This is a genomic window from Crocosphaera sp. Alani8 (assembly GCF_038442745.1).
Taxonomy (GTDB): Bacteria; Cyanobacteriota; Cyanobacteriia; order Cyanobacteriales; family Microcystaceae; genus Crocosphaera.
Window position 1 is genome coordinate 1 of record NZ_JARVCN010000359.1, and the last position, 26,001, is coordinate 26,001.

Annotated in this window: 26 protein-coding genes and 1 tRNA gene; 11 read left to right on the forward strand and 16 right to left on the reverse strand. The window is 40.3% G+C overall.

Annotation, left to right across the window (positions count from 1 at the left end; genetic code table 11):
- Positions 1 to 46 precede the first annotated feature (46 nt).
- A complete protein-coding gene (locus P9B04_RS18250) occupies positions 47 to 622 on the forward strand; it encodes an RNA-guided endonuclease InsQ/TnpB family protein (RefSeq protein ID WP_342056427.1) in 576 nt (191 codons plus the stop codon).
- Between the two features lie 191 nt (positions 623 to 813).
- On the opposite strand, the gene P9B04_RS18255 is transcribed toward P9B04_RS18250, so the two are convergent.
- The 3 genes from P9B04_RS18255 to P9B04_RS18265 form a co-directional block, all read right to left on the reverse strand.
- A complete protein-coding gene (locus P9B04_RS18255; protein WP_342056404.1) occupies positions 814 to 2,781 on the reverse strand; it encodes a hypothetical protein in 1,968 nt (655 codons plus the stop codon).
- Positions 2,782 to 3,220: 439 nt separating this feature from the next.
- Complete coding sequence (gene mutL / locus P9B04_RS18260; RefSeq protein WP_342056405.1) at positions 3,221 to 4,885, reverse strand: DNA mismatch repair endonuclease MutL; 1,665 nt, start codon at positions 4,883 to 4,885, stop codon at positions 3,221 to 3,223.
- A gap of 156 nt (positions 4,886 to 5,041) precedes the next feature.
- Positions 5,042 to 5,782 (reverse strand): response regulator transcription factor, encoded by a 741-nt coding sequence (locus tag P9B04_RS18265; RefSeq protein WP_342056406.1) that lies wholly within the window; start codon positions 5,780 to 5,782, stop codon positions 5,042 to 5,044.
- Between the two features lie 380 nt (positions 5,783 to 6,162).
- On the opposite strand from P9B04_RS18265, the gene P9B04_RS18270 reads away from it, so the two are divergent.
- Together P9B04_RS18270 and P9B04_RS18275 are read left to right on the forward strand one after the other, a co-directional pair.
- Positions 6,163 to 8,238, forward strand: coding sequence for a DICT sensory domain-containing protein (locus tag P9B04_RS18270; protein ID WP_342056407.1), 2,076 nt, complete (start codon positions 6,163 to 6,165; stop codon positions 8,236 to 8,238).
- A gap of 44 nt (positions 8,239 to 8,282) precedes the next feature.
- Positions 8,283 to 8,363, forward strand: a tRNA-Leu gene (locus tag P9B04_RS18275).
- Positions 8,364 to 8,373: 10 nt separating this feature from the next.
- Here the strand turns inward: P9B04_RS18275 and P9B04_RS18280 are convergent.
- Entirely contained in the window at positions 8,374 to 8,814 is a 441-nt protein-coding gene (locus P9B04_RS18280) for a hypothetical protein (protein ID WP_342056408.1), read from the reverse strand.
- 223 nt (positions 8,815 to 9,037) lie between these two features.
- On the opposite strand from P9B04_RS18280, the gene P9B04_RS18285 reads away from it, so the two are divergent.
- Positions 9,038 to 9,796, forward strand: coding sequence for an SDR family oxidoreductase (locus P9B04_RS18285; protein WP_342056409.1), 759 nt, complete (start codon positions 9,038 to 9,040; stop codon positions 9,794 to 9,796).
- A gap of 75 nt (positions 9,797 to 9,871) precedes the next feature.
- Here P9B04_RS18285 and P9B04_RS18290 read toward each other — a convergent pair whose 3' ends face one another.
- Both P9B04_RS18290 and P9B04_RS18295 read right to left on the reverse strand, forming a co-directional pair.
- Complete coding sequence (locus P9B04_RS18290) at positions 9,872 to 10,537, reverse strand: SDR family oxidoreductase (protein WP_342056410.1); 666 nt, start codon at positions 10,535 to 10,537, stop codon at positions 9,872 to 9,874.
- 205 nt (positions 10,538 to 10,742) lie between these two features.
- Positions 10,743 to 11,654, reverse strand: a complete 912-nt coding sequence (locus tag P9B04_RS18295; protein ID WP_342056411.1) for a TatD family hydrolase — start codon at positions 11,652 to 11,654, stop codon at positions 10,743 to 10,745.
- A 452-nt stretch (positions 11,655 to 12,106) separates the two neighbouring features.
- Between P9B04_RS18295 and P9B04_RS18300 the strand changes: the two genes are divergently transcribed.
- The 3 genes from P9B04_RS18300 to P9B04_RS18310 all read left to right on the forward strand — a co-directional run bounded on the left by P9B04_RS18300 (position 12,107) and on the right by P9B04_RS18310 (position 14,703).
- Entirely contained in the window at positions 12,107 to 12,817 is a 711-nt protein-coding gene (locus P9B04_RS18300; protein ID WP_342056412.1) for a rhomboid family intramembrane serine protease, read from the forward strand.
- 178 nt (positions 12,818 to 12,995) lie between these two features.
- Positions 12,996 to 13,460 (forward strand): chemotaxis protein CheW, encoded by a 465-nt coding sequence (locus tag P9B04_RS18305; RefSeq protein ID WP_342056413.1) that lies wholly within the window; start codon positions 12,996 to 12,998, stop codon positions 13,458 to 13,460.
- A 241-nt stretch (positions 13,461 to 13,701) separates the two neighbouring features.
- Positions 13,702 to 14,703, forward strand: coding sequence for a LysR family transcriptional regulator (locus tag P9B04_RS18310; protein ID WP_342056414.1), 1,002 nt, complete (start codon positions 13,702 to 13,704; stop codon positions 14,701 to 14,703).
- A 125-nt stretch (positions 14,704 to 14,828) separates the two neighbouring features.
- Here P9B04_RS18310 and P9B04_RS18315 read toward each other — a convergent pair whose 3' ends face one another.
- Positions 14,829 to 16,040 carry an ATP phosphoribosyltransferase regulatory subunit gene (locus tag P9B04_RS18315; RefSeq protein WP_342056415.1) on the reverse strand — a complete coding sequence of 404 codons (1,212 nt, stop codon included), beginning with the start codon at positions 16,038 to 16,040 and terminating at the stop codon, positions 14,829 to 14,831.
- A 59-nt stretch (positions 16,041 to 16,099) separates the two neighbouring features.
- Entirely contained in the window at positions 16,100 to 16,333 is a 234-nt protein-coding gene (locus tag P9B04_RS18320) for a hypothetical protein (RefSeq protein WP_342056416.1), read from the reverse strand.
- Positions 16,334 to 16,479: 146 nt separating this feature from the next.
- Between P9B04_RS18320 and P9B04_RS18325 the strand changes: the two genes are divergently transcribed.
- On the forward strand, positions 16,480 to 18,483 hold the full coding sequence (locus P9B04_RS18325) for a flavin-dependent dehydrogenase (protein WP_342056417.1): 2,004 nt from the start codon (positions 16,480 to 16,482) through the stop codon (positions 18,481 to 18,483).
- 61 nt (positions 18,484 to 18,544) lie between these two features.
- Here P9B04_RS18325 and P9B04_RS18330 read toward each other — a convergent pair whose 3' ends face one another.
- The 8 genes from P9B04_RS18330 to P9B04_RS18365 form a co-directional block, all read right to left on the reverse strand.
- Positions 18,545 to 19,489 carry a F0F1 ATP synthase subunit gamma gene (locus P9B04_RS18330; RefSeq protein WP_342056418.1) on the reverse strand — a complete coding sequence of 315 codons (945 nt, stop codon included), beginning with the start codon at positions 19,487 to 19,489 and terminating at the stop codon, positions 18,545 to 18,547.
- An 85-nt stretch (positions 19,490 to 19,574) separates the two neighbouring features.
- Positions 19,575 to 21,086 carry a F0F1 ATP synthase subunit alpha gene (gene atpA, locus P9B04_RS18335; protein ID WP_342056419.1) on the reverse strand — a complete coding sequence of 504 codons (1,512 nt, stop codon included), beginning with the start codon at positions 21,084 to 21,086 and terminating at the stop codon, positions 19,575 to 19,577.
- Between the two features lie 44 nt (positions 21,087 to 21,130).
- Positions 21,131 to 21,688, reverse strand: coding sequence for an ATP synthase F1 subunit delta (gene atpH / locus P9B04_RS18340; RefSeq protein ID WP_342056420.1), 558 nt, complete (start codon positions 21,686 to 21,688; stop codon positions 21,131 to 21,133).
- Positions 21,689 to 21,690: 2 nt separating this feature from the next.
- A complete protein-coding gene (locus P9B04_RS18345) occupies positions 21,691 to 22,227 on the reverse strand; it encodes a F0F1 ATP synthase subunit B (RefSeq protein WP_342056421.1) in 537 nt (178 codons plus the stop codon).
- Between the two features lie 30 nt (positions 22,228 to 22,257).
- Positions 22,258 to 22,689, reverse strand: a complete 432-nt coding sequence (locus tag P9B04_RS18350) for a F0F1 ATP synthase subunit B' (protein WP_342056422.1) — start codon at positions 22,687 to 22,689, stop codon at positions 22,258 to 22,260.
- Positions 22,690 to 22,775: 86 nt separating this feature from the next.
- A complete protein-coding gene (atpE, locus tag P9B04_RS18355) occupies positions 22,776 to 23,021 on the reverse strand; it encodes an ATP synthase F0 subunit C (protein ID WP_007303504.1) in 246 nt (81 codons plus the stop codon).
- A 253-nt stretch (positions 23,022 to 23,274) separates the two neighbouring features.
- Entirely contained in the window at positions 23,275 to 24,033 is a 759-nt protein-coding gene (gene atpB, locus P9B04_RS18360; RefSeq protein ID WP_342056423.1) for a F0F1 ATP synthase subunit A, read from the reverse strand.
- Positions 24,034 to 24,077: 44 nt separating this feature from the next.
- Positions 24,078 to 24,491 carry an ATP synthase subunit I gene (locus P9B04_RS18365; protein WP_342056424.1) on the reverse strand — a complete coding sequence of 138 codons (414 nt, stop codon included), beginning with the start codon at positions 24,489 to 24,491 and terminating at the stop codon, positions 24,078 to 24,080.
- Positions 24,492 to 24,628: 137 nt separating this feature from the next.
- On the opposite strand from P9B04_RS18365, the gene P9B04_RS18370 reads away from it, so the two are divergent.
- The 3 genes from P9B04_RS18370 (at position 24,629) to P9B04_RS18380 (ending at position 25,947) form a co-directional block, all read left to right on the forward strand.
- A complete protein-coding gene (locus P9B04_RS18370) occupies positions 24,629 to 24,754 on the forward strand; it encodes a hypothetical protein (RefSeq protein ID WP_342056425.1) in 126 nt (41 codons plus the stop codon).
- A 6-nt stretch (positions 24,755 to 24,760) separates the two neighbouring features.
- The gene (locus P9B04_RS18375; RefSeq protein WP_342056428.1) at positions 24,761 to 25,378 is read left to right on the forward strand and encodes a right-handed parallel beta-helix repeat-containing protein; all 618 of its coding nucleotides are present in this window, start codon (positions 24,761 to 24,763) and stop codon (positions 25,376 to 25,378) included.
- A 158-nt stretch (positions 25,379 to 25,536) separates the two neighbouring features.
- Positions 25,537 to 25,947, forward strand: a complete 411-nt coding sequence (locus tag P9B04_RS18380) for a DNA-binding protein (RefSeq protein ID WP_342056426.1) — start codon at positions 25,537 to 25,539, stop codon at positions 25,945 to 25,947.
- The last annotated feature ends 54 nt before the right edge of the window (positions 25,948 to 26,001 follow it).

Below are 26,001 nucleotides of genomic sequence, written 5' to 3' on the forward strand. Positions count from 1 at the left end.
AGGGTTAGTCTAATTTGATATGTAAAGTTTTCTAAAGACATTCAACATTTCTGGAGTAAAAGGGTCTAGAAGATGGAAAAAAGCTATTAAAAAAGTCGGTAAAATCCAAAGCAAAGTTGGTCGTCAAAGACAAAACTGGCATCATCAAGTTTCCACACAAATTGTAAGCAGTAATAGCTTGGTGGCAACTGAGAAATTAAACCTAAAAGGAATGACCAAAAAAGCTAAGACAGGTAGCAAAAGAAAGCGTCAAAAGACTGGATTAAATAGATCAATTCTTGACGTTGGAATCGGTAATCTAAAATCATTAATTAAAAGCAAAATTACCGAAGCAGGTGGTTTTTATATTGAGGTTCCTACCCGAAAAGTCAGGCCATCTCAGACTTGTCCTAATTGTGGTCATCAAAAGAAAAAGACATTAGCAGAACGACAACATAACTGCGAAAAGTGCCTTTATAGTTGCGATAGAGATGTCGCAGCAGCCCAGGTGTGTTTAAACTGGGCAAGGGGGCAGGAACTGTCCTCTTTAGACGCAGAGTCACCTAGCTCTACCTTGTGCGGAAGTATGAGGCAACTAGGGGCGAAGAAGCGTCAGAAACGATTATCTCAGCGAAGCGGATAATCGTAGTTCATCAGATTATAATTTAGAAAAGAAAAAGCGGTGGAAGCTAGGCACCGCTTTGCGAATCTCTTCGATATAGCCCATCTGAGTCCGATTGCTGGTTAAACAAAAAATCCAGCAATTTCCTAAAACATTTAATACTATGGAGTTCAAGATGTCCATGAAGACGTGGGCAAAGTAGCCACCAGGAACTAGACTCCTAAATCATTAACAATTTCAAAATCTAGTGTAGCTGTTCCCAATAAATCTCCCTGAAGATTATTTTGAGAATAAACATCAAAGCTAATAGTGTTCTCTCCTGCTGGAAGAATCCCCCCAAAATAATTTTGATTATCATCCCCAAATAGAGCATAAGGCTCAACATTTTCAGTGTGGGTAACATCACCATTATTGAGATCAAGAAACATACTCTCCGCTTGTCCAAATAAAATACTCTCTTCAGGAATCTCTGCAGCGATTGTAACTTCTCGATTCGCCAATGTACTTGCTAAGATTTCATCATTCCCCTCAAGGTAGGTAATCAAGGTATCACTATCAGCATCGTAGAGTCCAATTTTGAGTTCTCCAGCTAAATTATCAATGATGGTAAAACTTCGAGTTACTGTTCCTAATAAATCTCCTTGAAGATTATTGTGAGAATAAACATCAAAGCTAATGGTATTTTCTCCTGCTGGAAGAATCCCCCCAAAATAATTTTGATTATCATCCCCAAATAGAGCATAAGGCTCAACATTTTCAGTGCGGGTAACATCGCCATTATTGAGATTAATAAACATACTTTCAGCTTGTCCGAATAACAGACTATTTTCTGCCACTATTGCAGCAATAGTTACTTCTGTGTCTGCCAATGTACTGGCGAGAATTTTGTCATTATTTCCAAGAGGAGTAATTAAAGTATCACTATTAGCATCATAGAGTCCAATATCAAGACTACCTATAGAGCCAAACAAGTCATCATTATTGGTGGCAGTTCCAGCATCATCAGCGGCACTGTTACCACGGAAAGATATACCAGAAGCGGTCACAGTAGCCAGGGTGGTTGGCATCCCCTGGTTGTTGCCATTGGAGTTGGTGGTAGACTGCATGACAAAAATAGCCCCACCGAGACCTTGTCCAGCATTAGCCCCCGTACCACCAGTAGCACTATTATTAGTGAAGTCAACATTATTGAGATCCACAATCCCACTACGGACGAAAATAGCACCACCCATGCCAGCACCTCCTCCTCCATTACCACGGCTATAGCCACCCATGCCATCACCACCACCAAAGCCTCCTCTACCAGCACCGCCACTGTAATAGCCATTGCTAAAGTAGCCATAGAACCCGGGATCCCCTGTAGCAGCTCCTCCCCCTCCTCCGTAACCTCCATCACCTCCGTCGGCTGCATATCCAAATAGCCTGAAGCCATCAGCGACAGCATTTCCACCCCCTCCGCCAAAACCCCCATTACCTCCCCTTGCCCCATAGGCATCGAGAGCAGCTCCTCCTCCTCCTCCAAAGCCTCCGTTACCGGCAGATCCTCCTCCCGCGAGTCCTCCTCCTGTGGTGCCACCGCCACCACCAAAGTCTCCTGCCGTGGTGCCGTTCCCAGTGCCAACGTAGCCAAAACCGCCTCCCCCCATGTAGTTGCCATAACCCCCGTAGCCACCATTACCAGAGTAATAGCCATAGCGGCCATTACTGAAGTCAACCCTAACGTAGCCACCATCACCCCCATCTCCAAACAGACCCCCACCACCCAAGTTTCCGTCACCGAATAAACCCCCACCTGCGAATTCTCCGCCATTTCCGCCTATAGCCCTATTCTCGTTGAAGTTAACATTGTTTAAGGAGACATCACCCTCATAGATAAACAAGCCTCCTCCCATACCTGCTCCTCCTCCTCCTCCATTTCCTCCTTTGGCTACGCTATTTGTTATGGTTACATCCGAGATATCCACCGTTCCTGACAAAATAAACAAGGGACGCACATCTTCTTCATCGGCCGTTCCATTGCCATTGGCATCCCCACTAATACTGTTGCCGTTTCCTTGAATGGTAATATTGCTATCAATGAGGCGTTTCATTACCCCAGTCATCCGTACGTCAGTGTCTAGACTAATGGTGTCATCCCCAGGTAATTGATTTGCTTGCAAGATGGCACCCGGTTCCATCATCTGTGGTTTGGGTTACATTAAAAATCGCCATTAAATTTCTCCTTGATTTTAATTTGAGTAAACAGTCCTATGAGGATATACATAAAAATTGTAGTGTTCCAAAAATAGTCGATTTTCTTTAACATTTGACTAATACAAATGAGCCATAGTCTGATTTAATTTATCAGGGCAAATCTATCTAAGTGCCTGGACAAAAATCAGCATTACTGTGAGGTAAGCAAAGAAGGTAGCAGAGAAAGCGCACCTTAAGGGGTGACAAATAATTTACATTTCTTAAGACAGTTAACTATATTTATGTCCGACTACTTACTTGAAAGTGTAGTAAAAATTAAGTTATCCCTACTATCAGATACCTAAAACTTTACCTAATCAAAACTAAAATTCAAGAGATTGCTTGCTAATATTAACTATTTATAATTTTAAATTTATACTATTATTTTTATATTCCATGACTTTTCCCAATGACCCAATGACGACGAAAAAATCGAGATAAAGAAGATTCTTCCAAGGATAAATAAATGGGTCTTCCGTGGGGACAAGTTCGAGGATTTCGGGTTCTTTTCCAACTATCTAGAAGCTCTTGCATTTGAGCTATTTCTAAGACTGTCCCATTCCGAATTGCACTACGACAAGCCACTGCTACCTGTGCAGTTTCTAAGTCTCCTCCTAAACTTAATTCTATTAAAGCATCTGGACAGTCTTCCCGATTTTCTAGCAATTGTGGTACAGTGCGAACAGCCCAAGTATTCTCTCCAAATGGTTCAATTTCTAAGCCAATTCTTTCTAATTGTTCTACTTGTTTTAAGGATAATTGTGTGAGAATAATTGCTTGTTCTACAGGAATCAATTGCCATTGATCTTGTATCTGTTCGTATAAAACCCTTTCATGAGCAATGTGTTGTTCAACTAACCATAAACCTTGACTATGTTCAGCAACAATATAAGTTTTATTAACTTGCCCTACTGCTCGCAATCTAATTAGTTCTAATTCGGTAGAATTAGAAGAGTTAACTTGATAATTTCCTTTGCTTTCTGAAGCTTTGAGGAGTTTTTTAACACGCTGATTCTGGTTGGCGACGCTGATAGTTATGGGGGATAATTTTAAAGTTTTTTCAATAATTTCTGTAACTTTTTCTTGCCAAAATTCTCGAGATTGTAAATAAATTTCTGTCTTAGCTGGATGGCGATTCCAATCGATTTCCGATGGTGGTATGATTAAATGGATAAACCCAACAGGAAAACGACCTTTGGGCAAAGTGCGACTTAATGCACCTAAAACAGTTTGTTCTAAATAAGGCGATCGCACCACACGACCACTGACAGCTATTTTTAACCAGTCTAAACGACCTCGATGACAGCGATCGGGTAAACCTAAAACCATCTCTATCCTAGCTTGTTGTTGCCTGGGAGTGTCTATGGTTTCGCAAGTGAACTGTAGATCATGAAAATGTACTTGCTTTAATAACTGGGGTAAAATATGTTGGGGTGTTTTTGCCGCACCAATACTGAGCAAAAGTTTCTGGTTATGGTAAATCTGCCAAGTAATTTGGGGATGGCAAAGGGATAGGTTTTCAATTGTTCCCTGTATCGCCTTTAATTGCAATGAGAAGGCTGGTAAACCTTGACGACGAACAGGAATAGACCCAAACAGGTTAGAAACTGTCACAATGGTTCCTGGTGCCATCGGCGAAGGTATCTCTTTATCTACCTTTCCTTGCTGATTGTACTCAACATACCATCCATTGCTCTTGTCTGTAGGGTCACGACTCTGTATGCTTAACTGAGCAACTTGGGTAATGCTAAACAAAGCCTCCCCGCGAAACCCTAAACTAGTAATCTTCCAGAGGTCATCTAAGTAACAAATCTTACTGGTATGATGGGCCTGAGCGCACTGGTATAAATTATCTAAAGACATTCCCTGACCATTATCCGCCACCACTACCTGCCAAAGTTCAGGAAACACGGAAATAGTCAGACGGGTGGCATCAGCATCAATAGCGTTTTCAACCAATTCGCGAACAACAGCCGCCAAAGAGTCAATTACTTCTCCCGCAGCGATTAAATTGATAATCTCAGGGGAAAGAAGTTGAATGGGGGGTGACATAAGGAGAAAATATGATTACTCAATGGTTCAAACACTGAATTTACTATCTTACTCCATCGCACACTGTGTTCTAGTGAACCAATGTTTCAGATTTCCCCCCACTTCCACGTTATTCAGGGATTTTGCCACCAATAAATCCCTATATTTCGGAACCATTTACACCACTGCAGCATCGGTAGATAAGGGCACCTGTTCAGAACTGGGTAACTCTAAACAGTAACCGGCTCCGTAAACCGTCTTGATGTAACAGGGGTGTCTGGGGTCGGGTTCTAACTTTGTTCGTAAATGACGAATATGGACGCGGATTGTCTCAATATCGTCATCGGGATCATAACCCCACACTTCCTTGAGAATTTCGCTTGGGGAAACCGTTTGGCCATGACGTTGTAGTAGGCAGTGTAGTAACTCAAATTCTAAGTGAGTTAACTTAACCGTATCCTCAAACCAAATGGCTTCAAAACGCTCTGGAATTAGAGTCAGAGGACCATAATTGAGGATTTCTGAATGTTTGGCCGCTTGTGGAATGCGATCGGTTCGTCTTAATAAGGCCCGTACCCTAGCCAACATTTCTGCTAACTCAAAGGGTTTGGTCAAATAATCATCGGCTCCGGCGTTGAAACCTTCGACTTTATCTTGGGTTTGACCCAGAGCAGATAACATTAAAACGGGAATATCAGCGGTGCGGTCATCCCTACGGAGTCTTTGGCAAACGGTAAACCCGTCTACTTTGGGTAGCATTAAATCCAGCATGATTAAATCGGGCTGTAATTGGACGGCTAAGGCCTGTCCTTTAATGCCGTCTGGTGCTTGTTTGATGTCATAACCTGCCATCTCCAAATTGGTGGCGATCAGGTCTCTGATGGCATCGTCATCTTCGATTACGAGTATTCGCGGCATTGCAACAAATTGATAACTAAATGTAAACGTTAACTAAGAAGTATGTTCAGATCACAATGAATCCTGTACCGATTATAAGCGTGATTTCTCAAATCGTTCTCAAATTGTTAAATTTCCCAGATAAAACCCTCAGATCAACATCATTAGGTTAAGAATTGTTAAGAAATAGGAAGACAAAGGTAAAGTGATTTGTTGGTTCTTTAATCCCCTAGTCCCTTAGTTTCCCAGTTCTAGTCAAGATTAACAGTGTCTAAAAACCTATGGCGTAAAACAATATATTTCTCCACTGGCTTTAGCTCTTGGGAAATGCTTGATTTCCGTTTAAGATAGAATGGCAAAAGAGCCTCGATTTTGCTAGGGTATCTTGGACACAATCATTGATGAGCAGATCAAAATCGGTTTTAACACAACTACTGCAAATTTTTCCTCAATGGCGGCCTCAGATGTACTTTAAGGCTTCCTTAACTGCCCTGTCCCATGCTATGGAGGATCAGGTATTAGCAGGATCAGAGCAGCCATTAGTTATCGCTAGTTTTCAGAGAGAACGATTTTATCGTCAAGAAGCTCAACGATATCGGCGCATCGCCCAAAAAAGCAATCAGGTTTATGTCCTGGCTGCCCCTGAGGCCGAGTTTAAAAACTGTTCTCAGGAATACGAAACCATTGCTTTTGCCCCTGACGATACTTTAACTACAGAATGGCATTTGGTGGTTCTTGGCTCCAGTTATGCCAGTTGTCTCATTTGTCAAGAAAAAGGAATCCCTGGACGGCAACAGATGACGGCTTCAGTAGATAATAATCGTCGTTTTGAGGGAATGTCTACCTTTGATCGTCAAGTTACTCAATACGCCGCTCATATTCTTCTGGACACTATCGTAGAGTATCGTCCAGAACTAAAAGAAAAAGTCCAAATCGCCCGTGAAAAATATTTACCCCCCGATATTGCTAGTCAAATGGTTATACAACAGGGTGAAACTGACAACACCACCTGGGATGTCACCCACAATAATCCCGATCCCTTTGTACAACGGCTAGTTACCTATTTACAAGCAGGGCAGTATAAACTCCTTAAAGCCAATCGTTCATTAGCTGCTAAAGAGCAAAAAGAACGTTTAATTAACTCCGTTACCACTGCTATCCGTTTATCCCTAGATCCCGACGAAATTTTGCAAATTGCTGTCCAGAAGTTGGGGGAAGGTTTGGGGGTGTGTCGTTGTTTAGTTTACCGTTGCAGAGAAACAGACACCACAGCGACTATTGAACACGAATTTCTCAATCAGGGTATTGCTTCGATTAAAGGGCAAACTTGGCCCCTAAAACATAACCCTTTATTTCAAGAAGTGGTTGAATTACGGGATGCTTTGACCATCAATAACGCCACCAGGGATTCTCGATTGACTGATACCGCAGAGGAAGGAAAATTATCTGGGAAGTCTCTGCAAATCTTAGTTAATAGTTGTTCTATATTGTCCTGGATGTTGGTGCCGATTTTATATCGAGGTCGACTGTTAGGAATGTTGGAGTTGCATCATTGTGGGCCAAAACCCATGACTTGGAAAGAAGACGATGTCGGTTTAGTTAATGCGATCGCAACTCAAATTGGGGTAGCTTTAATCCAAGCAGAAGCCTATGCTAATCTTCAGGATCTCAATGAACAATTAGAAGCACTCGATCGCACTCGTTCTAATTTAGTGGCCATCACCGGTCACGAATTGAGAACCCCTCTATCCACTATTCAAGTTTGTTTAGAAAGTTTGGCCTCAGAACCGGATATGTCCCCAGAGTTGCGTCAAGTAATGCTTAACACGGCTTTACAAGACGCTGAACGAATGCGAAAACTGGTGCAAGATTTTTTAACCCTCTCCCAGTTAGAAAGCGGACGGGTAGAATGGAATATCGAGGCGTTGAATTTACACGAATGCGTAGAATTATCCTTAAGTAATGTGCGGGCGCGCCACAAAGAAACACCCCTACCAAAAATCGAAAATCGAGTTAAGGATGAACTGCCTCTGGTGAAAGCAGATGGAGAATGGTTAGTGGAAGTTTTGGCTAAGTTATTGGACAATGCTTGCAAATTTACCAGCGAGGAAGGGAAAATTAGCCTAGAAGTTAGTTGTAATAATCCTTACAATTTAGAGGTCACCGTAGCTGACACTGGTAGGGGGATAGAACCAAAACGCTTAGAAACCGTTTTTGACCGTTTCTACCAAGAAGAAGGGGCATTAAGACGCAGTGCAGGGGGGACTGGTTTAGGTTTGGCTATCTGTCGCCAAATCGTTCGGGGTTGGGGTGGCAAAATTTGGGCGGAGTCCCAAGGTAAGGATCATGGCAGTCAATTCCACTTTACTGTTCCTATTTATGCCGACCAAATACCTAGCCAGATTTCTCGCCCCGCAATGTCCCATTCTCATCAATTACGAAAAAAGGCAAAAGGCAAGAGTAAAAAAACATCTTGATATTAACAAAAGGTATGTTATGATTGTAAGTCGGATAATAAAATGCGGACGTGGCGGAATTGGTAGACGCGCTAGATTTAGGTTCTAGTGTCTTTGGCGTGAGAGTTCGAGTCTCTCCGTCCGCATCTTCAACTGTTAGTAGAGATAAACAGCCCCGGTTCGTTGTAAATTTATGGAACGATGTCCTAGAAAACTGGGCTTATCCTTGATGACGGATACGTTAATAACGTTATTATCTTCGTCTACGGCTACTTTGTAACGTAAATTGAAGTCAGTAGCATCGTTAACTAGAGGATAAATAACAATGTTAGCAGAACTGCCAAAACCGTTTAAATTTCCTGTTTGTTCTGGTTGCAAAGCTTGAGGGTTCATCGCTTCGATGTCTGTTAAATCGTATTCGATAGGAACATCTGTGTTGTTGATAATATTAACTTCTACGATTCTCTTATTATCAAATCTGGCTACAGGTTGCCAATAACCAGGTTGATAGGTTTCAGCAGGGGGATCTTTTGCCTCAACCTCAGAAACAGGAACAAATCCCAAGACTAATAACACAATAAGTGATAAGGATTTCATAGAATTATGGATTTAAAGGAATATTTTATATTCTAGCTCACTTAAAATATCTTTACATTATTTGTCCAATCCTGATTATCTTGTTAATGGGACTTTGAGAAAAAAATAAGTGAAAGCCTTATAGAGCCTATTTTTTATCTGTGATGAAATTAAATGGGTTTGATTTTTGAACTCAAATTTTAGTAAGATTTTAAACTATCAATAAAAAAAGTAATCCAAATCAATGCTAAATAATTCAGATTTAATTTTAGTGGCAGGTGCTACGGGTGGGGTTGGTCAATTAGTCGTAGCCAAATTATTAGAAAAAAATCTTTCCGTGCGTGCTTTAACAAGAAATAAAAGCAAAGCTGAAAAAATGTTTAATGATCAAGTTGATATTGTGGTTGGAGATATTCGTTATCCTGATACTTTAAAAAGAGCTATAGAAAATGTTACTCATATTATCTGTTGCACAGGAACTACTGCTTTTCCTTCTCAAAGATGGGATTTTGCTAATTTTTTTGAAGCTAAGAATAGTCCTCAAATAGTGGATAGTGAAGGGGTAAAAAATTTGATTTTAGCAACCTCTAAAAATATCAAAAGATTTGTCTTTGTCTCTTCTTGTGGGGTTTTAAGAAAAGATAAATTACCTTTTAATATACTTAATACATTTGGCGTGCTTGATGCTAAACTGAGTGCAGAAAAAGCTCTTGAACAGTCTGTATTATCTTACACAATTATTAGACCTGGAAGATTGATTGATGGTCCCTACACTTCTTATGATCTTAATACTTTACTTAGAGCTAAAACCGATGGAAAAAAAGGGATTATTCTGGGTACTGGGGATACTTTAAATGGAGACACTAGCAGAATTGATGTGGCTAGTGCTTGTGTTGAGTGTTTGAATTATGAAGTTACAATAAATAAAGCTTTTGATATTATTAATTCAGGAGAAAGATCACCTGTAATTAATTGGGAAAAACTGTTTAGTGAGATTAGTTGAACTAAGTTTTGAGTTGAATTTTTTAACCACAAAGTCGAAAAAACTTAACTCCGAACTCTGAACTCCGAACTCAGATTACCAAGGTAGTATTTCTCCATTAGAATGCCAAAAAGTACCCGTATTTTCTAGATTTAATTCGTCAATACGAGCAATCAATCCTTTTACTGATTGTTCTGTAGTAATACCATTGGGATTAAAATTAGTCATTCGAGTTTTAACTAACCCTGGATGAAGAATAGCGACAGCAATATTTTTAGATTTTAAGTCAATAGATAAGGACTTACCAGCCATACATAAAGCGGCTTTTGACATTCGATATCCATAAGAACCTCCAGAAGTATTATCTTCAATTGAACCCATACGACTGGTCATGAGAACAATTTTAGAACCTGGTCTTAAATTAGGGAGCAAAGCATGAGTTATTTTCAAAGGGGCAAGGGAATTAACTTCAAATTGGCGACGAATACTATTAACATCTAAATCTGAAAGAGAAAATCTTTCTACAATAGCAGCATTGTTAATTAAAACATCGAGTTGTCGATTATCGAGTTTTTTTACCAATCGCTTTATGTCTGCATCAGAAGTAACATCAACACCAGTTTCTATGGATACATCTAACTCTTTTAATTCTGCGGAAGCTTTTCGACAGACGGCAATGACATTATGTCGTCGTTGTTTGAGTTGACGACAATATTCTAAACCTATTCCTCGATTAGCTCCTGTGATTAAATACGTTCCCATTTTTTTAATTAGAAGTTCCCATACTAAACATAAGGAGGAGTGACTGAATATTTGCCTTATTTTTAGCTGACTACTCCTCCCTTTGCTTATCTTGAACTCAGATTAGTGAATAAAAATTAATAGAAGTTGTATCGAACCATTAAGCACAATTGCCACAAAATTCAAACTGATTATTTGATCTCTTTGACTGTTTATTCAGCAACGATCAAACAATAACAATGTCTGATTTTGGAGTTGATTCCACCAATGGTTTTTGTCCTCTAAGTACCGAGTTCCCACTATGCAAGTGACGTTGATCAATAGGTGAAGAATTTAACCAATCGCTTTCTTTAATTTGTCCACTTTGACTATAAGCAATTAGGGCGTTTTCATAGCAGACAGCTTTAATATGGTCTTCGGGAATTCCTTCTTGCATCATTAGTTGAGCAGTTTTTGGGACAGCTAAAGGATCACTTATACCCCAATCTGCACTACTATCAACAATAATGCGTTCGCAACCATACTGCCGCACCACCTCAACCATTCTCTCATTACCCATTTTTGTGTGGGGATAAAGGGTAAAGGCAGCCCAAAAACCTCGATCCAACACTTCTTTAACGGTTTCCTCGTTGTTATGGTCAACGATTACCTGAGCTGGCTCTAAACCGTGTTCTAGACAAACATCCATACTGCGAGATGTTCCTGCTTTTTTATCCCGATGTGGGGTATGAATCATTACAGGTAAATTTAATTCTTTGGCTAATTCTAATTGGAGACGATAGTATTTATCTTCAGCCGGAGTCATGTCATCATAACCAATTTCTCCAATGGCTACTACTCCCTCTTTACAAGCATAAAGGGGTAATACTTCCATTACTCCTTCTGCTAATGCTTCATTGTTGGCTTCTTTTGAGTTTAAACCGATGGTGCAGTAGTGTTTGATGCCAAACTGACTAGCACGAAATCTCTCCCAACCAATTAGAGAATTAAGATAATCTTTATAGCTTTCAGCACTGGTACGTGGTTGTCCTAACCAAAAAGCTGGCTCGATGACTGCTACAATTCCAGATTTCGCCATGGCCTGATAGTCATCAGTGGTTCTGGCACTCATGTGTATGTGTGGATCGATAAACATCATTTTGTTTTCTAGTATTTGTTGATCTGGTTATAGGTTAACGTGATTTTAATGAAATAATAACTATTATCTTTTCTTCCGCTCAATTTTTCAAGTGAGATTTCCTCATACTAGAACTTGTTGACTTGAGTTCGACATAAGGGAATTTATAGACAACTGGCCAAAATTAAGACTATACAAGGCTAATTCTCTCCTCGAAAAAGATTCAACTCCGAACTCACGTTTTTGGGGGAGTGGATGTTGTGGCACAAGCGATCGCTTGATTTCCATAAAGTAACCCCACAAAACAGATGTTAAAATAAAAATATAATCAAGGAAATATATATCGTGATTAAAAATTTAAAATTAGGCTCTAAGTAATTTTTGATTGAACTATTGTTACTTGAACCGAGGGGACTTGACACCCTCAGTAAGCCTATAATTGATATAGAAATTTTAACTTCTGACTTTCAAAAATGGTTCCTTTAAACGATAACAATCCTACAGAACGAACTGCCTATGTTACCTATGGATTGATTGCTATTAACATTGTAGTTTTCTGGCATGAAATAAATCTAAGTTCTGATGAACTCGCTCAATTTTTCCAGTATTATGCCATTGTCCCCAAACAATTAACCGCAGGATTTAGCGGAGTCGATTTTTATCATCCCGTTCCCGAATGGATGACCTTAATTACCTCCCAGTTTCTTCATGGTGGTTTTTTACATATAGCAGGAAATATGTTATTTTTGTGGATTTTTGGCAATAATGTTGAAGACAAATTAGGTCATGTTAAATACTTATTTTTTTATCTAACTTGTGGGGCGTTAGCAGGTTTAAGTCAATGGTATTTTTCACCCTATTCAGAAATACCTTCTCTTGGGGCTAGTGGAGCGATCGCAGGAGTGATGGGGGCTTATATTTTACGCTTCCCTAAAGCTCAAATTCTAACTTTAGTGCCTTTGGGATTTTTCATTATAACGCCAAGAATACCGGCAGTTTTCTTTTTAGGTTTCTGGTTTATTCAACAAGCTATATACAGTTTTGCCAGTTTAAATGTTCAAAACAACGTAGGTACGGAAAGCGGTGGGGTTGCTTATTGGGCCCATGCAGGAGGGTTTGTTTTTGGGTTTATTTTGGGACCGTTATTAGGATTATTCGATGATAAAAATCGCTCAATTAAATAGCAGTTTACTGTTCTAATTATAAGAGATTTTCCGTTAATTTATTTTTCCTAAGTATATCCATCACAAGAAATAGTTTTTGCTGAAACAAAGTCGACCGAAAAAGGTAAGATAAAAAGAGAATAAACTTTTCTATGAACGACTAATTGTTACTTTTTTTCAGTATTTTTAACTAAGAATTATGCTCTTATTACTATTCCATCTAGGTAATGATAGATACGCCATTGACAGTACAAAAGTTGTAGAGATTGTTCCCCAAGTGCTACTGAGAAAACTCTACCAAGCTCCAGAATATCTAGCCGGGGTCTTCAACTATCGTAGTAAAATCGTACCAGCAATCGATCTGTGCTATTTAATTGGGGAATATCCTTGCCGTCATTGTTTGAGTACAAGAATTATCATAGTAAATTATCCAATGCCCGACGGTACTAGTCGTTATCTTGGACTGATGGCAGAACGAGTAACCGATACCCTGTACAAATCAGAAAAAGAATGGATTACCACGGAAGTAACCTCGGAAGTAGCTGCTTATTTTGGAGAGATGATTCCTGAAAAAGACGGTATGATCCAAAGGCTAAGAGTTGATATGTTACTCTCGGAGACTCAGAGAACCTGGTTGCTACCACAAAATCGCTCGTCTCAGTAACATTCGGGGTGACATCCTCTATTTTTGTCTAGATACTTATTATCAACATCGAGTGGAATAGGACAAAAAAATGCGCCATCAAAAGTTCCCGTCTTAGTTATTATTTAAAAAAATTAATTTTAAACTAATACTCCCCGTGTTGTGGTACTGTCATCATCAGTAAGGTTTATCGCAAATCAGTGAACTATAACTAAAAAAAACTGATAAGTGATGACTAATCAAATGCTTATGTAATATACTTATGGCGGATATTCCTTTCACTTTAGATCAATTGCGTATCCTCAAGGCGATCGCCGCTGAGGGAAGTTTCAAGAGAGCGGCGGACACTTTGTATGTGTCACAACCAGCAGTTAGTCTACAAGTCCAGAATTTAGAAAAACAGTTAAACGTACCCTTATTTGATCGCGGTGGGCGTAAAGCGCAGTTAACCGAGGCAGGTTATTTACTATTATCATACGGGGAGAAAATTATTACCCTTTGTCAAGAAACTTGCCGAGCGATCGAAGATTTGCAAAATCTTCAGGGAGGAACATTAATTGTTGGCGCATCTCAAACCACGGGAACCTATCTCTTACCTCGTATGATCGGTTTATTTCGCCAAAGATACCCCGATGTAGCGGTACAATTACAGGTTCATTCTACCCGACGTACTTCTTGGGGGGTAGCCAATGGACAAGTTGACTTAGCTATTATTGGAGGGGAGGTTCCTGGAGAATTACAAGACACTTTGAAAATTATTCCCTATGCTGAAGACGAACTAGCTTTAATTTTGCCGGTTGATCACCCTTTGGCCAAGGCAGAAAAAATACAAAAGGATGATTTATATCGTCTTAATTTTATTAGTTTAGACGCTCAATCCACCATCCGCAAGGTAATTGATAAGGTTCTTACTCGTTATAGTATCGACACAAAGCGTTTAAGTATCGAGATGGAGTTAAACTCCATTGAAGCTATTAAAAATGCCGTACAAGCAGGTTTAGGTGCTGCTTTTGTTTCCATTACTGCCATTGAAAAAGAAGTAAAAATGGAGGAAGTTTATGTTGCTTCTCTTGAGGAAGTTAAGGTAACCAGAACTTTATCGGTTATTATTAACCCTAATCGTTATCGTTCCAAAGCAGCAGAAGCGTTTATTCAAGAAGTATTACCAGAGTTTTCTACTTATCCTCAAGAATTAACTCTAGATCATTTTGCCCCATCTCCTAGCGTTCTTAATGAGGCGGTTAATGATATTGCTCAAGCTTAAATCAGATTATTGAGTTATGAATAATTTAATGATTTGGGTTAAGCTTAAAACAATTTTTTTCTTCATTATTCAATTGTAACGACTGTAAAAAGGTAAATTAGATAAAACTTTGGTAATTCTTCAACCTAATTAATGATAGGTTCTTGTCCTTTTTCTATCCAAACAATTTTTTTGATTCCATTTTGTTGACAATATTTTTTAATTTCTTCATCGTTTCGATTTTCTAAGTCGATAGTAACTCTTACTGAGGGCGCATCATTTCTTAATTGTTGAGCATATTTCAAAGCTTCTATTTGAGATTCAGGATTTTTTGCTACGACTAAATAGTCGATCAAATTAGCCTTTTGGGGTAAAACATCTGTAGATAACAAACAACGATGTAAAGCCCCTAAATTTAGTGAAAAACCGATACCAGGTGACGATTTTTTTTCAGGGTGATAGACCCCTAATAATTGGTCGTAACGTCCTCCCTGTCCTAAAGTTTGTAGTTTATTATTGGTTTGTTCGATAACTTTAAAAGTAATGCCTGTATAATAATCAAAGGTTTGAATTAAACTTAAATCTAAGGTCAAAGGTAAGGGTTGAGAAGCACTATTATGAACTAAATCTATCAAAGATTTTAAATTATTTAGACAATTTTTTCCCGTTTCATCTAAACTTAAATTTAAGACTTTTGATAAGACATCTTCCGGCTTACCCCGTAAATTAAACAGCAAAATAGCTCTTTGTTTTAGTTCCTCACTAGGATAGTCTAAACTTTCAAGCTGAACATAATCCAATGTCGCTAAACAATGCCGCACTTGCTGTCGTAGCTTTTCAGGAAAAGGTGATAACAAGGATCTAGTTAACCCGGCATCTCCTAAAATAAGATACCAACGAGGAATTTGTAATTTTTGCAAACACTCAGCCATTAAAAGCAAAATTTCTGCATCGGCTAAAGTTCCCCCAGAAAATAATAATTCTACCCCTGCTTGATAAAATTCTAATTGTCTACCATGATGACTACTGGGAGGATTCCGAAAAACATTGGCACGATAACACAGTCGTTGAGGGTAACTGGTATCTGTCATCCGTGTCACCGCAGCGCGAGCAACCGAAGCGGTTAATTCTGGTCGTAAACCTAACTGTCCACTACTGTTATTATGAAGTTGAATTACCGTATCATCTTCGATCGCCTCTCCAGCTTTGAGGGTTTCTAGTCTTTCGATGGTGGACGTAACGATACGCTCATAACCCCATTGTCCAAACACTTGCTGGAGGGTATCATTAATCCAAGCTTTTTGGACAACCTCTAAGGGAAGTAAATCTCTTGCGCCGGCTGGTGGTTGGTGAATCATAGAATTATTGCTTAATTACCCAACTTCTACCATACCTGTTAATGGCAAATTCAACTGATTTAGGGCAAAGCTTGCCACGCTTGACGAACTAAATCGCTTAACCAACGACGTTGAACCCTGTCTAATAAAGGATCATCCTCTAGTACTTCTGCCGTTAACTCGTCTAATGATTGTCCCTGAGAACGGGCAAGACTGATTACTCCAGTGATGGCAAGGGCAATCATTTCTTCATCGACTGGTTTACTCCGTAGGGCAAATATTTCCTCTGGACTCGCTGGAATGGGATAATGCATAAGGTTACTGTTGATTGTCTAAATCCATCGCAAATTGTAAACTTTTTTTAAGAGTTTCTCATAATACAGTAACGGAAAGCTTACCTTACTTTCAACAAAATGTAATCTGTATGCTTACTTATTTTTGCTTTTCTTAACATATCCCCATGAAAGAAATTACCTACCTAGAAATTCCCAACCCTGACATCGATGAGGTACGTCACTGGTTACAACAGGATTGGACTCCTCTAACGGGCAAAAAAGAGATTACACCAGATGGGGTTCGTTTACAAGTTGTTCCTGAAGTTTTCTCATCATCAGTAGCAGATCCCGAATTATCTATTTTTCTCTGGTCGGTTCAACGAACCACTTACCTGAAAGTTTTTTGTTGGGGAAACAAACCTTTTCCCTCACAAGGAAAGATTTGCGATCGCTTAGAAGATGACATTAGAAAGGCATTTCCTCAGCAATATCCTCAGCTGCCTGGTTTAAATCCTTCTGCTTCTTCAATTTTTGATGCTTTAGAGCCTTATTACCCGAAAACAGTGCATTTTTTTCAGAAAATGCCCCAAGGAGACAAAGATTTACAACGGGTTTATTGGTGGGAAAAACGATGGCGAGAAAATGTTAAAAATCCTCAGCAGCCCAACCAGGTGATTTTTCAGCAAAAACAGCCCTCCCAATCTTGCGACATAGAATATGACCTAATCTATGTTGGCGGGGCTTTAGGAGCTATTCACGCTGCGGTAATGGCACGATTAGGCTATAGGGTTTTATTGGTAGAACGATTGGTGTTCGGACGCATGAACCGTGAATGGAATATTTCTCGGTCTGAATTTCAAAGTTTAATCGATTTAGGTTTGTTTACTATTGATGAATTTGAATCGGTTATTGCTAAAGAATATCTGGATGGATTTAATAAGTTTTTTGATGCAAATAATCCCTCTCATTTAAAAGCAGATGTGTTGCATACTCCACGGGTTTTAAATATTGCTATTGATACCACTAGATTACTTAAATTATGCGGTGATAAGTTAAAACAAGCGGGGGGAGAAATTTGGGAGAGAACAGAATTTATCAAAGGGACTATTGATACTGAAGGAGTAACGGTTAGTTTCGTAGATTTAGAAACAACAGAAACCAAAGAAGTTCGAGGTCGTTTATTGGTTGATGGGATGGGTACTGCTTCTCCTATTGCTTGGCAATTAAATGGTAAGCGAACTTTTGATAGTGTTTGTCCTACGGTTGGGGCGATTATTGAAGGCATTGATAGGGATGTTTGGGACGATAAATACGGAGATGTTTTGAATTCTCACGGGGATATTTCTCGAGGGAGACAATTGATTTGGGAGTTATTTCCAGGGGAAGGAAATGAGTTAACTTTTTATCTTTTTCACTATCATCAGGTAAACCCTGATAACCCAGGTTCTTTGTTAGAAATGTACGAAGATTTTTTCAATATTTTACCGGAATATCGTCGTTGCGATCTCGAAAAGTTGACCTGGAAAAAGCCAACTTTTGGTTATATTCCCGGTCACTTTAGTGTGGGTAAAGGCGATCGCAAAATAGCTTTCGATCGACTGGTAGCTATTGGGGATGCAGCCTCTTTACAATCTCCCCTAATTTTTACTGGTTTTGGTTCTTTGGTACGTAATTTGGATAAATTAACCTATTTGTTAGATTTTTGTTTAAAACACGATTTACTCAAAGCAGGGGATTTAAACCAGATTCGTGCCTATCAGAGTAATGTAGCGGTAACTTGGTTATTTTCCAAGGGAATGATGGTTCCTACGGGGAAAACATTACCCCCACAACGCATTAATTCTATGTTAAACACTTTCTTTGGTTTATTAGCTGACTCTCCCCCAGAAGTAGCCGATACTTTTATCAAAGACAAAACAACTTGGTTAATGTTTACTCGACTCGCTTTAAAAGCTGCTAGGAAAAACCCTCCCCTATTACTTTGGATCTGGGAAATGGCAGGAAATAAAGATATATTTCGTTGGCTCGGTTCTTATTTTGAGTTTAGCTTCGACAGCTTGAAAAATTTATTTTTTGCTTTCTGGTTTAATGGACTCTTAAAACAACTTCCCGATCAACTGCAACAAAAGTATCCTTCTCTCTGGTTACGGTTGCTGAGTTTTCAAAGAAGTTTAACAACTTCTCGCTAACGTAAAAAAGCGTTTAGAAACATCTAAACGCTTTTTTGCTTCATAAAAACAAAACAGGAATTTACAAAGCATTGGCACCGGCAACCACTTCCATTAATTGTTGAGTGATGGCTGCTTGACGGGCTTTGTTATAAGATAGAGTTAGGGTTCCGATTAGTTGCCCTGCGTTGTCGCTGGCGTTGCTCATAGCGGTCATTCGAGCTGCTAACTCACTAGCTGCTGACTCTTGTAAAGCCCTCAACAACTGGTTATTGATATACAAGGGTAACAAAGCGTCTAAGATTTGAACGGGATCTTGTTCAAAAATCATGTCTTGGGGGTAACTACTCGTAGATTGATTTACCTTGTCTCTTGTAACCCCTAATTTACCTTCGTTGCTAATGAGGCGAAAAATCTCGTCGTCTTCCGTTTCTAGTCCCTGCATTGTTAAGGGGGCTAAGGTTTGAACAACGGGACGAGAACTAATAAGAGAAACGAAGCGAGTATAAATCAATTCTACACGGTCTACTGTTTCCGATAAGAACAAGGATAGTAATTCATCGGCTATCCCTCCAGCTTCATCTGCAGTAGGAATCTGGTTTAATCCTGTATATTTAGTCTCGATGGGAGCATCACGACGGCTAAAATATTGGGTGGCTTTGCGCCCTACCGTAATTAAACGATAGTCGATTCCTTGTGCTTGTAACTCTTTAATCCGTTGCTCAGAACGACGAATCACATAACTATTGTAACCGCCACATAAACCCCGATCGCCTGAAACCACTACCAGGGCTACGGTTTTTACCTCTCTCTGTTGTAATAGAGGTAGGCTAACATCCCCGTACTTGAGACGGTTAAGTAGGTTAAAAAGAACATTAGCTAAAGCATCGGCAAAGGGACGGGTAGAAATAACTTGTTCTTGGGCCCGACGTACTTTAGCTGCCGCCACTAACCGCATGGCTTCAGTAATTTTTTTTGTATTCTTGACCGACTGAATGCGATCGCGAATGGCTTTAAGGTTAGGCATAATTAGAAGAGTGATTTTTGATTAATGATTACTTTATATCTGTCGGTGATCCACAAAAGACCACCAACATAACAACTCAACATGATTAAGCACTAAAGGCTTGTTTGTACTCCGTAATCGCTTCTTTGAGTAAGCTTTCTGCTTCATCGGTGAGTTTTTTCTCACCCTTGATGATTTCCAGATATTTGGGCTTACTGGTAGCGATATACTCCCTTAAACCAGCAGCAAACTCGGTAGCTTTATCCACAGGAACCTCGTCAATATAGCCGTTGAGTCCTGCATAAGAGATGGCTACCTGTTCCCAAACCGCCAAAGGAGAGTTTTCTGGCTGTTTGAGTATTTGACGTAACCGTTGACCCCGTGCTAGTTGTGCTTGTGTGGCTGCGTCTAGGTCAGAGGCAAACTGGGAAAAGGCTTCTAATTCCGCAAATTGAGCCAGTTCTAGCTTCAATTTACCTGCCACCTGTTTCATGGCTTTGGTTTGGGCCGCCGAACCCACCCGACTCACGGAGACACCTGCGTTAATGGCGGGTCTAAAACCAGCGTTGAATAAGTCACTGGATAAGAAAATTTGTCCGTCGGTAATAGAAATTACGTTGGTGGGAATGTAAGCAGATACGTCCCCTGCTTGGGTTTCAATCACTGGTAAAGCGGTCATACTACCAGCACCGAGAGCATCGCTGAGTTTAGCAGCTCGTTCTAATAAACGAGAGTGGATGTAGAAAACGTCTCCGGGATAGGCTTCGCGTCCAGGGGGGCGTTTCAGTAACAAGGATAACTGACGGTAGGCTTGAGCTTGCTTGGATAAATCGTCGTAGATTACCAAAGTGGCCTTACCGTTGTACATAAAGTATTCTGCTAAGGTTGCACCGGTATAAGGAGCCAGATACTGTAAGGTAGCAGGGTCGTTAGCGTTGGCAGCTACTACGATGGTGTAGTCCATCGCGCCTTTTTCTTCTAAGGTTCCGATCACCTGAGCAACCGTAGAGGCTTTTTGACCGATGGCCACATAAACACAGATTACGTCTTCGGATTTCTGGTTAATAATGGTATCGATAGCGATAGCTGTTTTTCCTGTTTTACGGTCACCAATAATCAGTTCCCGTTGTCCTCTACCGATGGGAATCATAGCATCGATAGCGGTGATCCCTGTTTGCATGGGTTCACACACAGATTTACGGGCGATGATACCAGGAGCGGGGGATTCGATTAAACGGGTTTCTGTAGTAGCAATCTCCCCTTTCCCATCGATAGGACGACCCAAGGAGTCCACCACCCGACCCACCATCGCTTCCCCAATAGGAACCTGTGCGATTTTTCCGGTGGCTTTAACGGTGCTACCTTCTTGGATACCGAAACCGGTTCCCATTAATACTGCTCCAACGTTATCTTCTTCTAAGTTGAGGGCAATACCAACGGTTCCGTCTTCAAAGTCCAATAATTCCCCTGCCATGCACTGTTCTAGTCCATAAATGCGGGCAGTTCCATCTCCAACCTGGAGAACTGTTCCCACATTAGACACTTGAACACTTTGGTCGTAGGACTCGATTTGTTGGCGAATAATGCTGCTGATTTCGTCAGGTCTGATACTAACCATAGTGGGATCTTTTTCGCAATTGAATGAAGGACAATGGGTTAAATTTAAGCGGCTCCGGCGAGGCTGACGCTAATGCGGCGCAGTTGTCCTCGTAAACTAGCATCGAATACTTGGGAGCCTACTTTGATGATGACACCACCGATTAATTCTGGGTCATTATCGGTTTTGAGTTCTACGGACTCTGCGCCGGTTAAGGTCTTAATTTTATCGATTACATCGCGCCGTTGGCCGTCGCTCAATTCCGTTGAAGCGGTGACTTCGGCTAAAACGGTATTGGTCAATTTCCGCAACAGTGCTAAATATTGTTCGCAAATGGCTTGTAGGAAAACAATGCGTCTTTTGTCCACCAGTAGCATGATAAAGTTCCGCAAATACTGATGGATGTCGTCTCCTAATAGGCGATTTAAAACCGCTCGTTTATCCTCGTCCTTGATAACAGGAGAGCTAATAAATGACTGTAAGTTCGCAGATTCTTCTAAAATTTCCAAAATGTTGCGGCAGTCTTCCCCAATGGAACGAGTGATGTCCTGGGATTGTGCCAGGGACATCAGAGCTTGAGCGTAAGGTTCAGCGATTTCTGAACTAAACAGTGATCCTTTCACCCTTAACCTCCTAACCTAGCAATGCTACGGTCTATCAGTCGTTGCTGAGCGTTGTTATCGACTTGTGCTTTGAGCTGACTTTCTGCTTGAGCGATGGCTTGCTCTGCAATTTGTTTTTTCAATTGCGCCATCACCCTTTCTTGCTCAGATGAAAGATCAGCAGCGGCGGTTTCTTTGAGACGAGCAATATCCCGTTCACTTTGCGCCTTAATTTCTGCTGTCAGAGTTTTCGCTCTTTCTGAGGCAGCTTGAACAATAGTCTCGGCTTGTTTCTTGGCCTGAGCTAAGTTTTCTTGTTCTTTAGCTAAAGCAGCGGCGGCTGTACGTTGTTTGTTTTCAGCCTCTTGAATGGCTTGGGTAATTTGATTACGTCGTTCGCTGAGGATATTCCCTACAACTTTGCGGCCGTAAAAGAACAAAACCCCTACCAAAATGGCTAAATTAAGGATGTTACTTTCTAGGAAGTCAAAGTGGAAACTAATCAAAGATTCCCCTTCGGCTTGGCTTTCGGTGGCTAATAATAAAAAAGAATCGATCATACCGGTTATTGAAGTCAACGGACAGCATCGTTATTTGACTAATTCTGGGCCTAAGAGTTTTTCGAGAATTTGACGACTTAGGACATCAACCTGTTCTTCTAAGGTTTTAAGGGCTTCTTGGCGTTGTAGCTCAATTTCTTGAGCGGCAGCTTCTTTTTTGGCGATGGCTTCTCTCTGGGCTTCCGCTACAGCTTCTGTGGCCAGTTGCTTGGCTTCTGCTTGAGCAGTGGCAACAATTTCTTGAGATTGCTTACGAGCCTCAGCCAGTTGTTGCTCGTACTGAGCTGCCAGTTCTTTGGCCTGAGCTAACTCTTTTTGCCCTCCGCTTTGCTTTTGGCGGATGTAGTCTGCCCTTTCATCTAGTGCTTTATTCAAGGGCTTGTAAAAGATGGCGTTGAGAATGATCGCCAATAAAACAAATTGCAATGCCATCAAGGGCAAAGTTGCATCAAAATCAAACATGGTTCACCCATCTACGTCTTGGTTTGTTTAACGCTTTAGTGTCGGCAGAGACAACATAAATGGTGTCTCTGCCATCGACTTTGGTTTTAAGCGAAGGGGTTAGCAAATAAGAGAACCAACGCAATTACCAGACCATAGATGGTTAAGGATTCCATGAACGCTAAAGTTAGAAGTAAAGTTCCACGAATTTTTCCTTCAGCTTCGGGCTGACGCGCAATACCAGATACAGCTTGGCCTGAAGCGTTTCCTTGACCAAGTCCAGGTCCAATGGAACCTAAACCGACAGCTAAAGCAGCAGCGATAACAGAAGCAGCAGCAACGGTGGGATTCATGTTAATTCTTCCTCGATTTTATTAGACAGTATAAGTTGCAAGCTATTGATTAGCTTAAACGTTTAGGAGCGAGAAGTTTCCCTTTTGGGTGACGATGTATGGGGAAATCCCCATCGGTAAGGACTTGAGATGTCAGAGAAAATGATTGGTTTAACTTTTCTCTATCGTACTTCTCTGTTATTGTCTTACGTTTTGGTCACTTTTGTACAAGAGATAAAGGAATATCTCGTGTTTATTCCAAAAGATTTTACCTTTAGGCTGGTTCTTCTTCTTCTTCTTCGGACTCGATAGCCTCGTGAATGTAGGCCCCTGCTAAGGTAGCAAATACCAAGGCTTGAATGGCACTGGTGAATAATCCTAGAGCCATCAGGGGTAATGGTACAAACAAGGGGACTAGAAATACAAGCACCGCTACTACCAATTCATCAGCCAATATGTTCCCAAATAGACGGAAACTTAGGGAGAGGGGCTTGGTAAAGTCTTCTAGAATTTTGATGGGTAGGAGAACGGGAATTGGCTGGACATAGTTAGCAAAGTATCCTAATCCTTTTTTACTCAAACCAGCATAAAAGTATGCCAGAGAGGTTAATAGGGCTAAGGCGACAGTGGTGTTAATGTCGTTGGTGGGAGCGGCCAATTCTCCTTCGGGAATTTCTATCAGTCTCCAAGGAATTAATGATCCCGACCAGTTGGAGACGAAAATGAATAAGAACAGGGTCCCGATAAAGGGCAACCAAGGACGATAGTGTTTTTCTCCTAACTGAGTCCTCGCTAGGTCCCGCAAAAATTCTAGGACGTATTCCATGAAGTTTTGCATACCACTAGGAACCATCTGAATGTTACGGGTTGCTAGTAAGGAGGCTATGATTAGTAAGGCTATCACTACCCAGGAGGCCATAAATACCTGTCCGTGTAGTTTAAGGTTGCCTATCTCCCAATACCAGTGCTGACCCACTTCTAAGGCAGCAAGGGGCAAAGTGTCTATAATGCGTAAACCATTTAACATTGTCATTGGGTAGAATCACCAAATCTGGTTACGAAGTTAAGTTTCAATCCCTACTTTAACTCTAAGTCCATTACACTTTGAATCGTGTAGGCGATTATGGCGACTTTATAAGTCAAAAATCCCAGGAAAACTGGAAAAATATGCAGTTGTTGCCATTGACTGGCGACAATAATCGTGGCGGCAAAGATCGCTAGGCCTTTGGTACCAACTTTTTGTTTAGAGGTGCCGATTGTTTCTACTTCTCCTGCCAGCAATTTGAGATAAACAATGCCGACACAAGCCCCTAGCAGGTAGTTGAGGGCTAAATTGAGAGTGTAGAAGTACCACACAGAGACAAAAATAATTCCGGTTAAGACTAAACTCAGCAACAATAAGTTACGTTGCAAGCGATAGTAGTCCTGCATAGAATCGGTTTTTGCAGGTGGGGTTTCGACGGTTTGGGATGCGGTTTGGGTCAATGACATACAGACATAAGGAAAACGCTATACAACGTTTTATAGCAAACCAGTGGTAATAATATCACGTTGGGGCAACAAGATGAACCAGGGCTAGTTGAGTTAAACTGGAGTTTTTCAAAGATTACGGGTTTTTTGTCCTCGAAATGAGGAATTTAATGGGAGGGGTGATGATTGTTGATTTATTAGGAAATGGTGACTTTACCTCGATTTCGGAAGCGATTGATAATGCTTTACCTGACACTGAAATTATTATCCGTCCAGGTTTATAAGGAATCATAGAAGATTGTGATATTTATGAAAATAAACAAGACGGAATTTGGATACAAGAAAATAGCTTAGGATTAATTGAATACTGTGAGATTTATGGTAATAATTTGCCAGGAATAAACATTTATTCAGGAAGTAATCCTACTGTTCGTTCCTGTCAAATTTATAATAATCGTTCTTATGGATTATTAGTTCATAAAGGTGGACAAGCAAAAGTAGAATATTCCCAAATGAAAGGAAATACTTTAGCAGGATTATGGAGAAAAAATAGAGGTGACGTGGATATTGTTGGCTGTAAAATTTATCCGAATAAACCTCCCTACTTTTGGACTTTTTTAACTTTATTTTCTAGTTTTAGCCCACGGATAAAATTTTTTGATCTTTACTCTTTAGGGTTTGCTTTCGTTTTATTCACAACAATTTTTAATATATTATGGAAATTTTTGGAATTTAAAAAAAGAGGAATTAAGAAAAGATTTACTATTATTAACTTATTACTAACAATTGAACTAGGAATTCTGGGAGTAATAATGTTTGTAAACGGTTCTACTCCTTCTCTTTTCCCTATCTTCTTAGCCTCTGGAATCATCTGGATAACAATGCTTGTCTATCGATTTTTTAAATAATTTAAGGATAATTTACATTAAGCTTTGTTTTCGGGATAATTACTGCGATCGCAAATTTCTTATTGTTTCCCAGTCTTCATTTAAGCAAGAGCATGACAAACGGATGATCATCATAGCAGTACAATTAAATTTGAGTCTAACTAAAGCGCAATAGTACCATGCCTAATAAAGAGACTTCTCAAACTTATATTGGAACCACTCAAGCTGCTTTTCGGCTTCATTTATCGGTTCAGCGTGTGCGAAAACTAGCGATCGAGGGTCGCATTAAAGGGGCTTTCAGAGAAGGAGGCCGCTGGAAAATTCCCGTCTCTGCTAGTGGAATGCCAAAAATAAGCTCAAAAAAGAAAGGGCCAAAAGGTCGCTGGCGTATCCACAAGCAAGAAATAATGAACTATATTCACGTGAATCAAGCAAAAATTCGGTCTAATCGGAAACATGATACCTGTCACCCCGTTATTTCTGTGAAAATGGGGCAAAAAACTGTTCTTTGTAATGAGGTGAAAATTCCTGGTGTGGGTCGACTTATTTATGACCAAGAAAAACGGAGGGCGCAAGCCCCTAGTTTCTAACGGGAGCGACGCAAAAATGTCGCATCGACCGGAATTCGGTGAAAGCGACTGGGG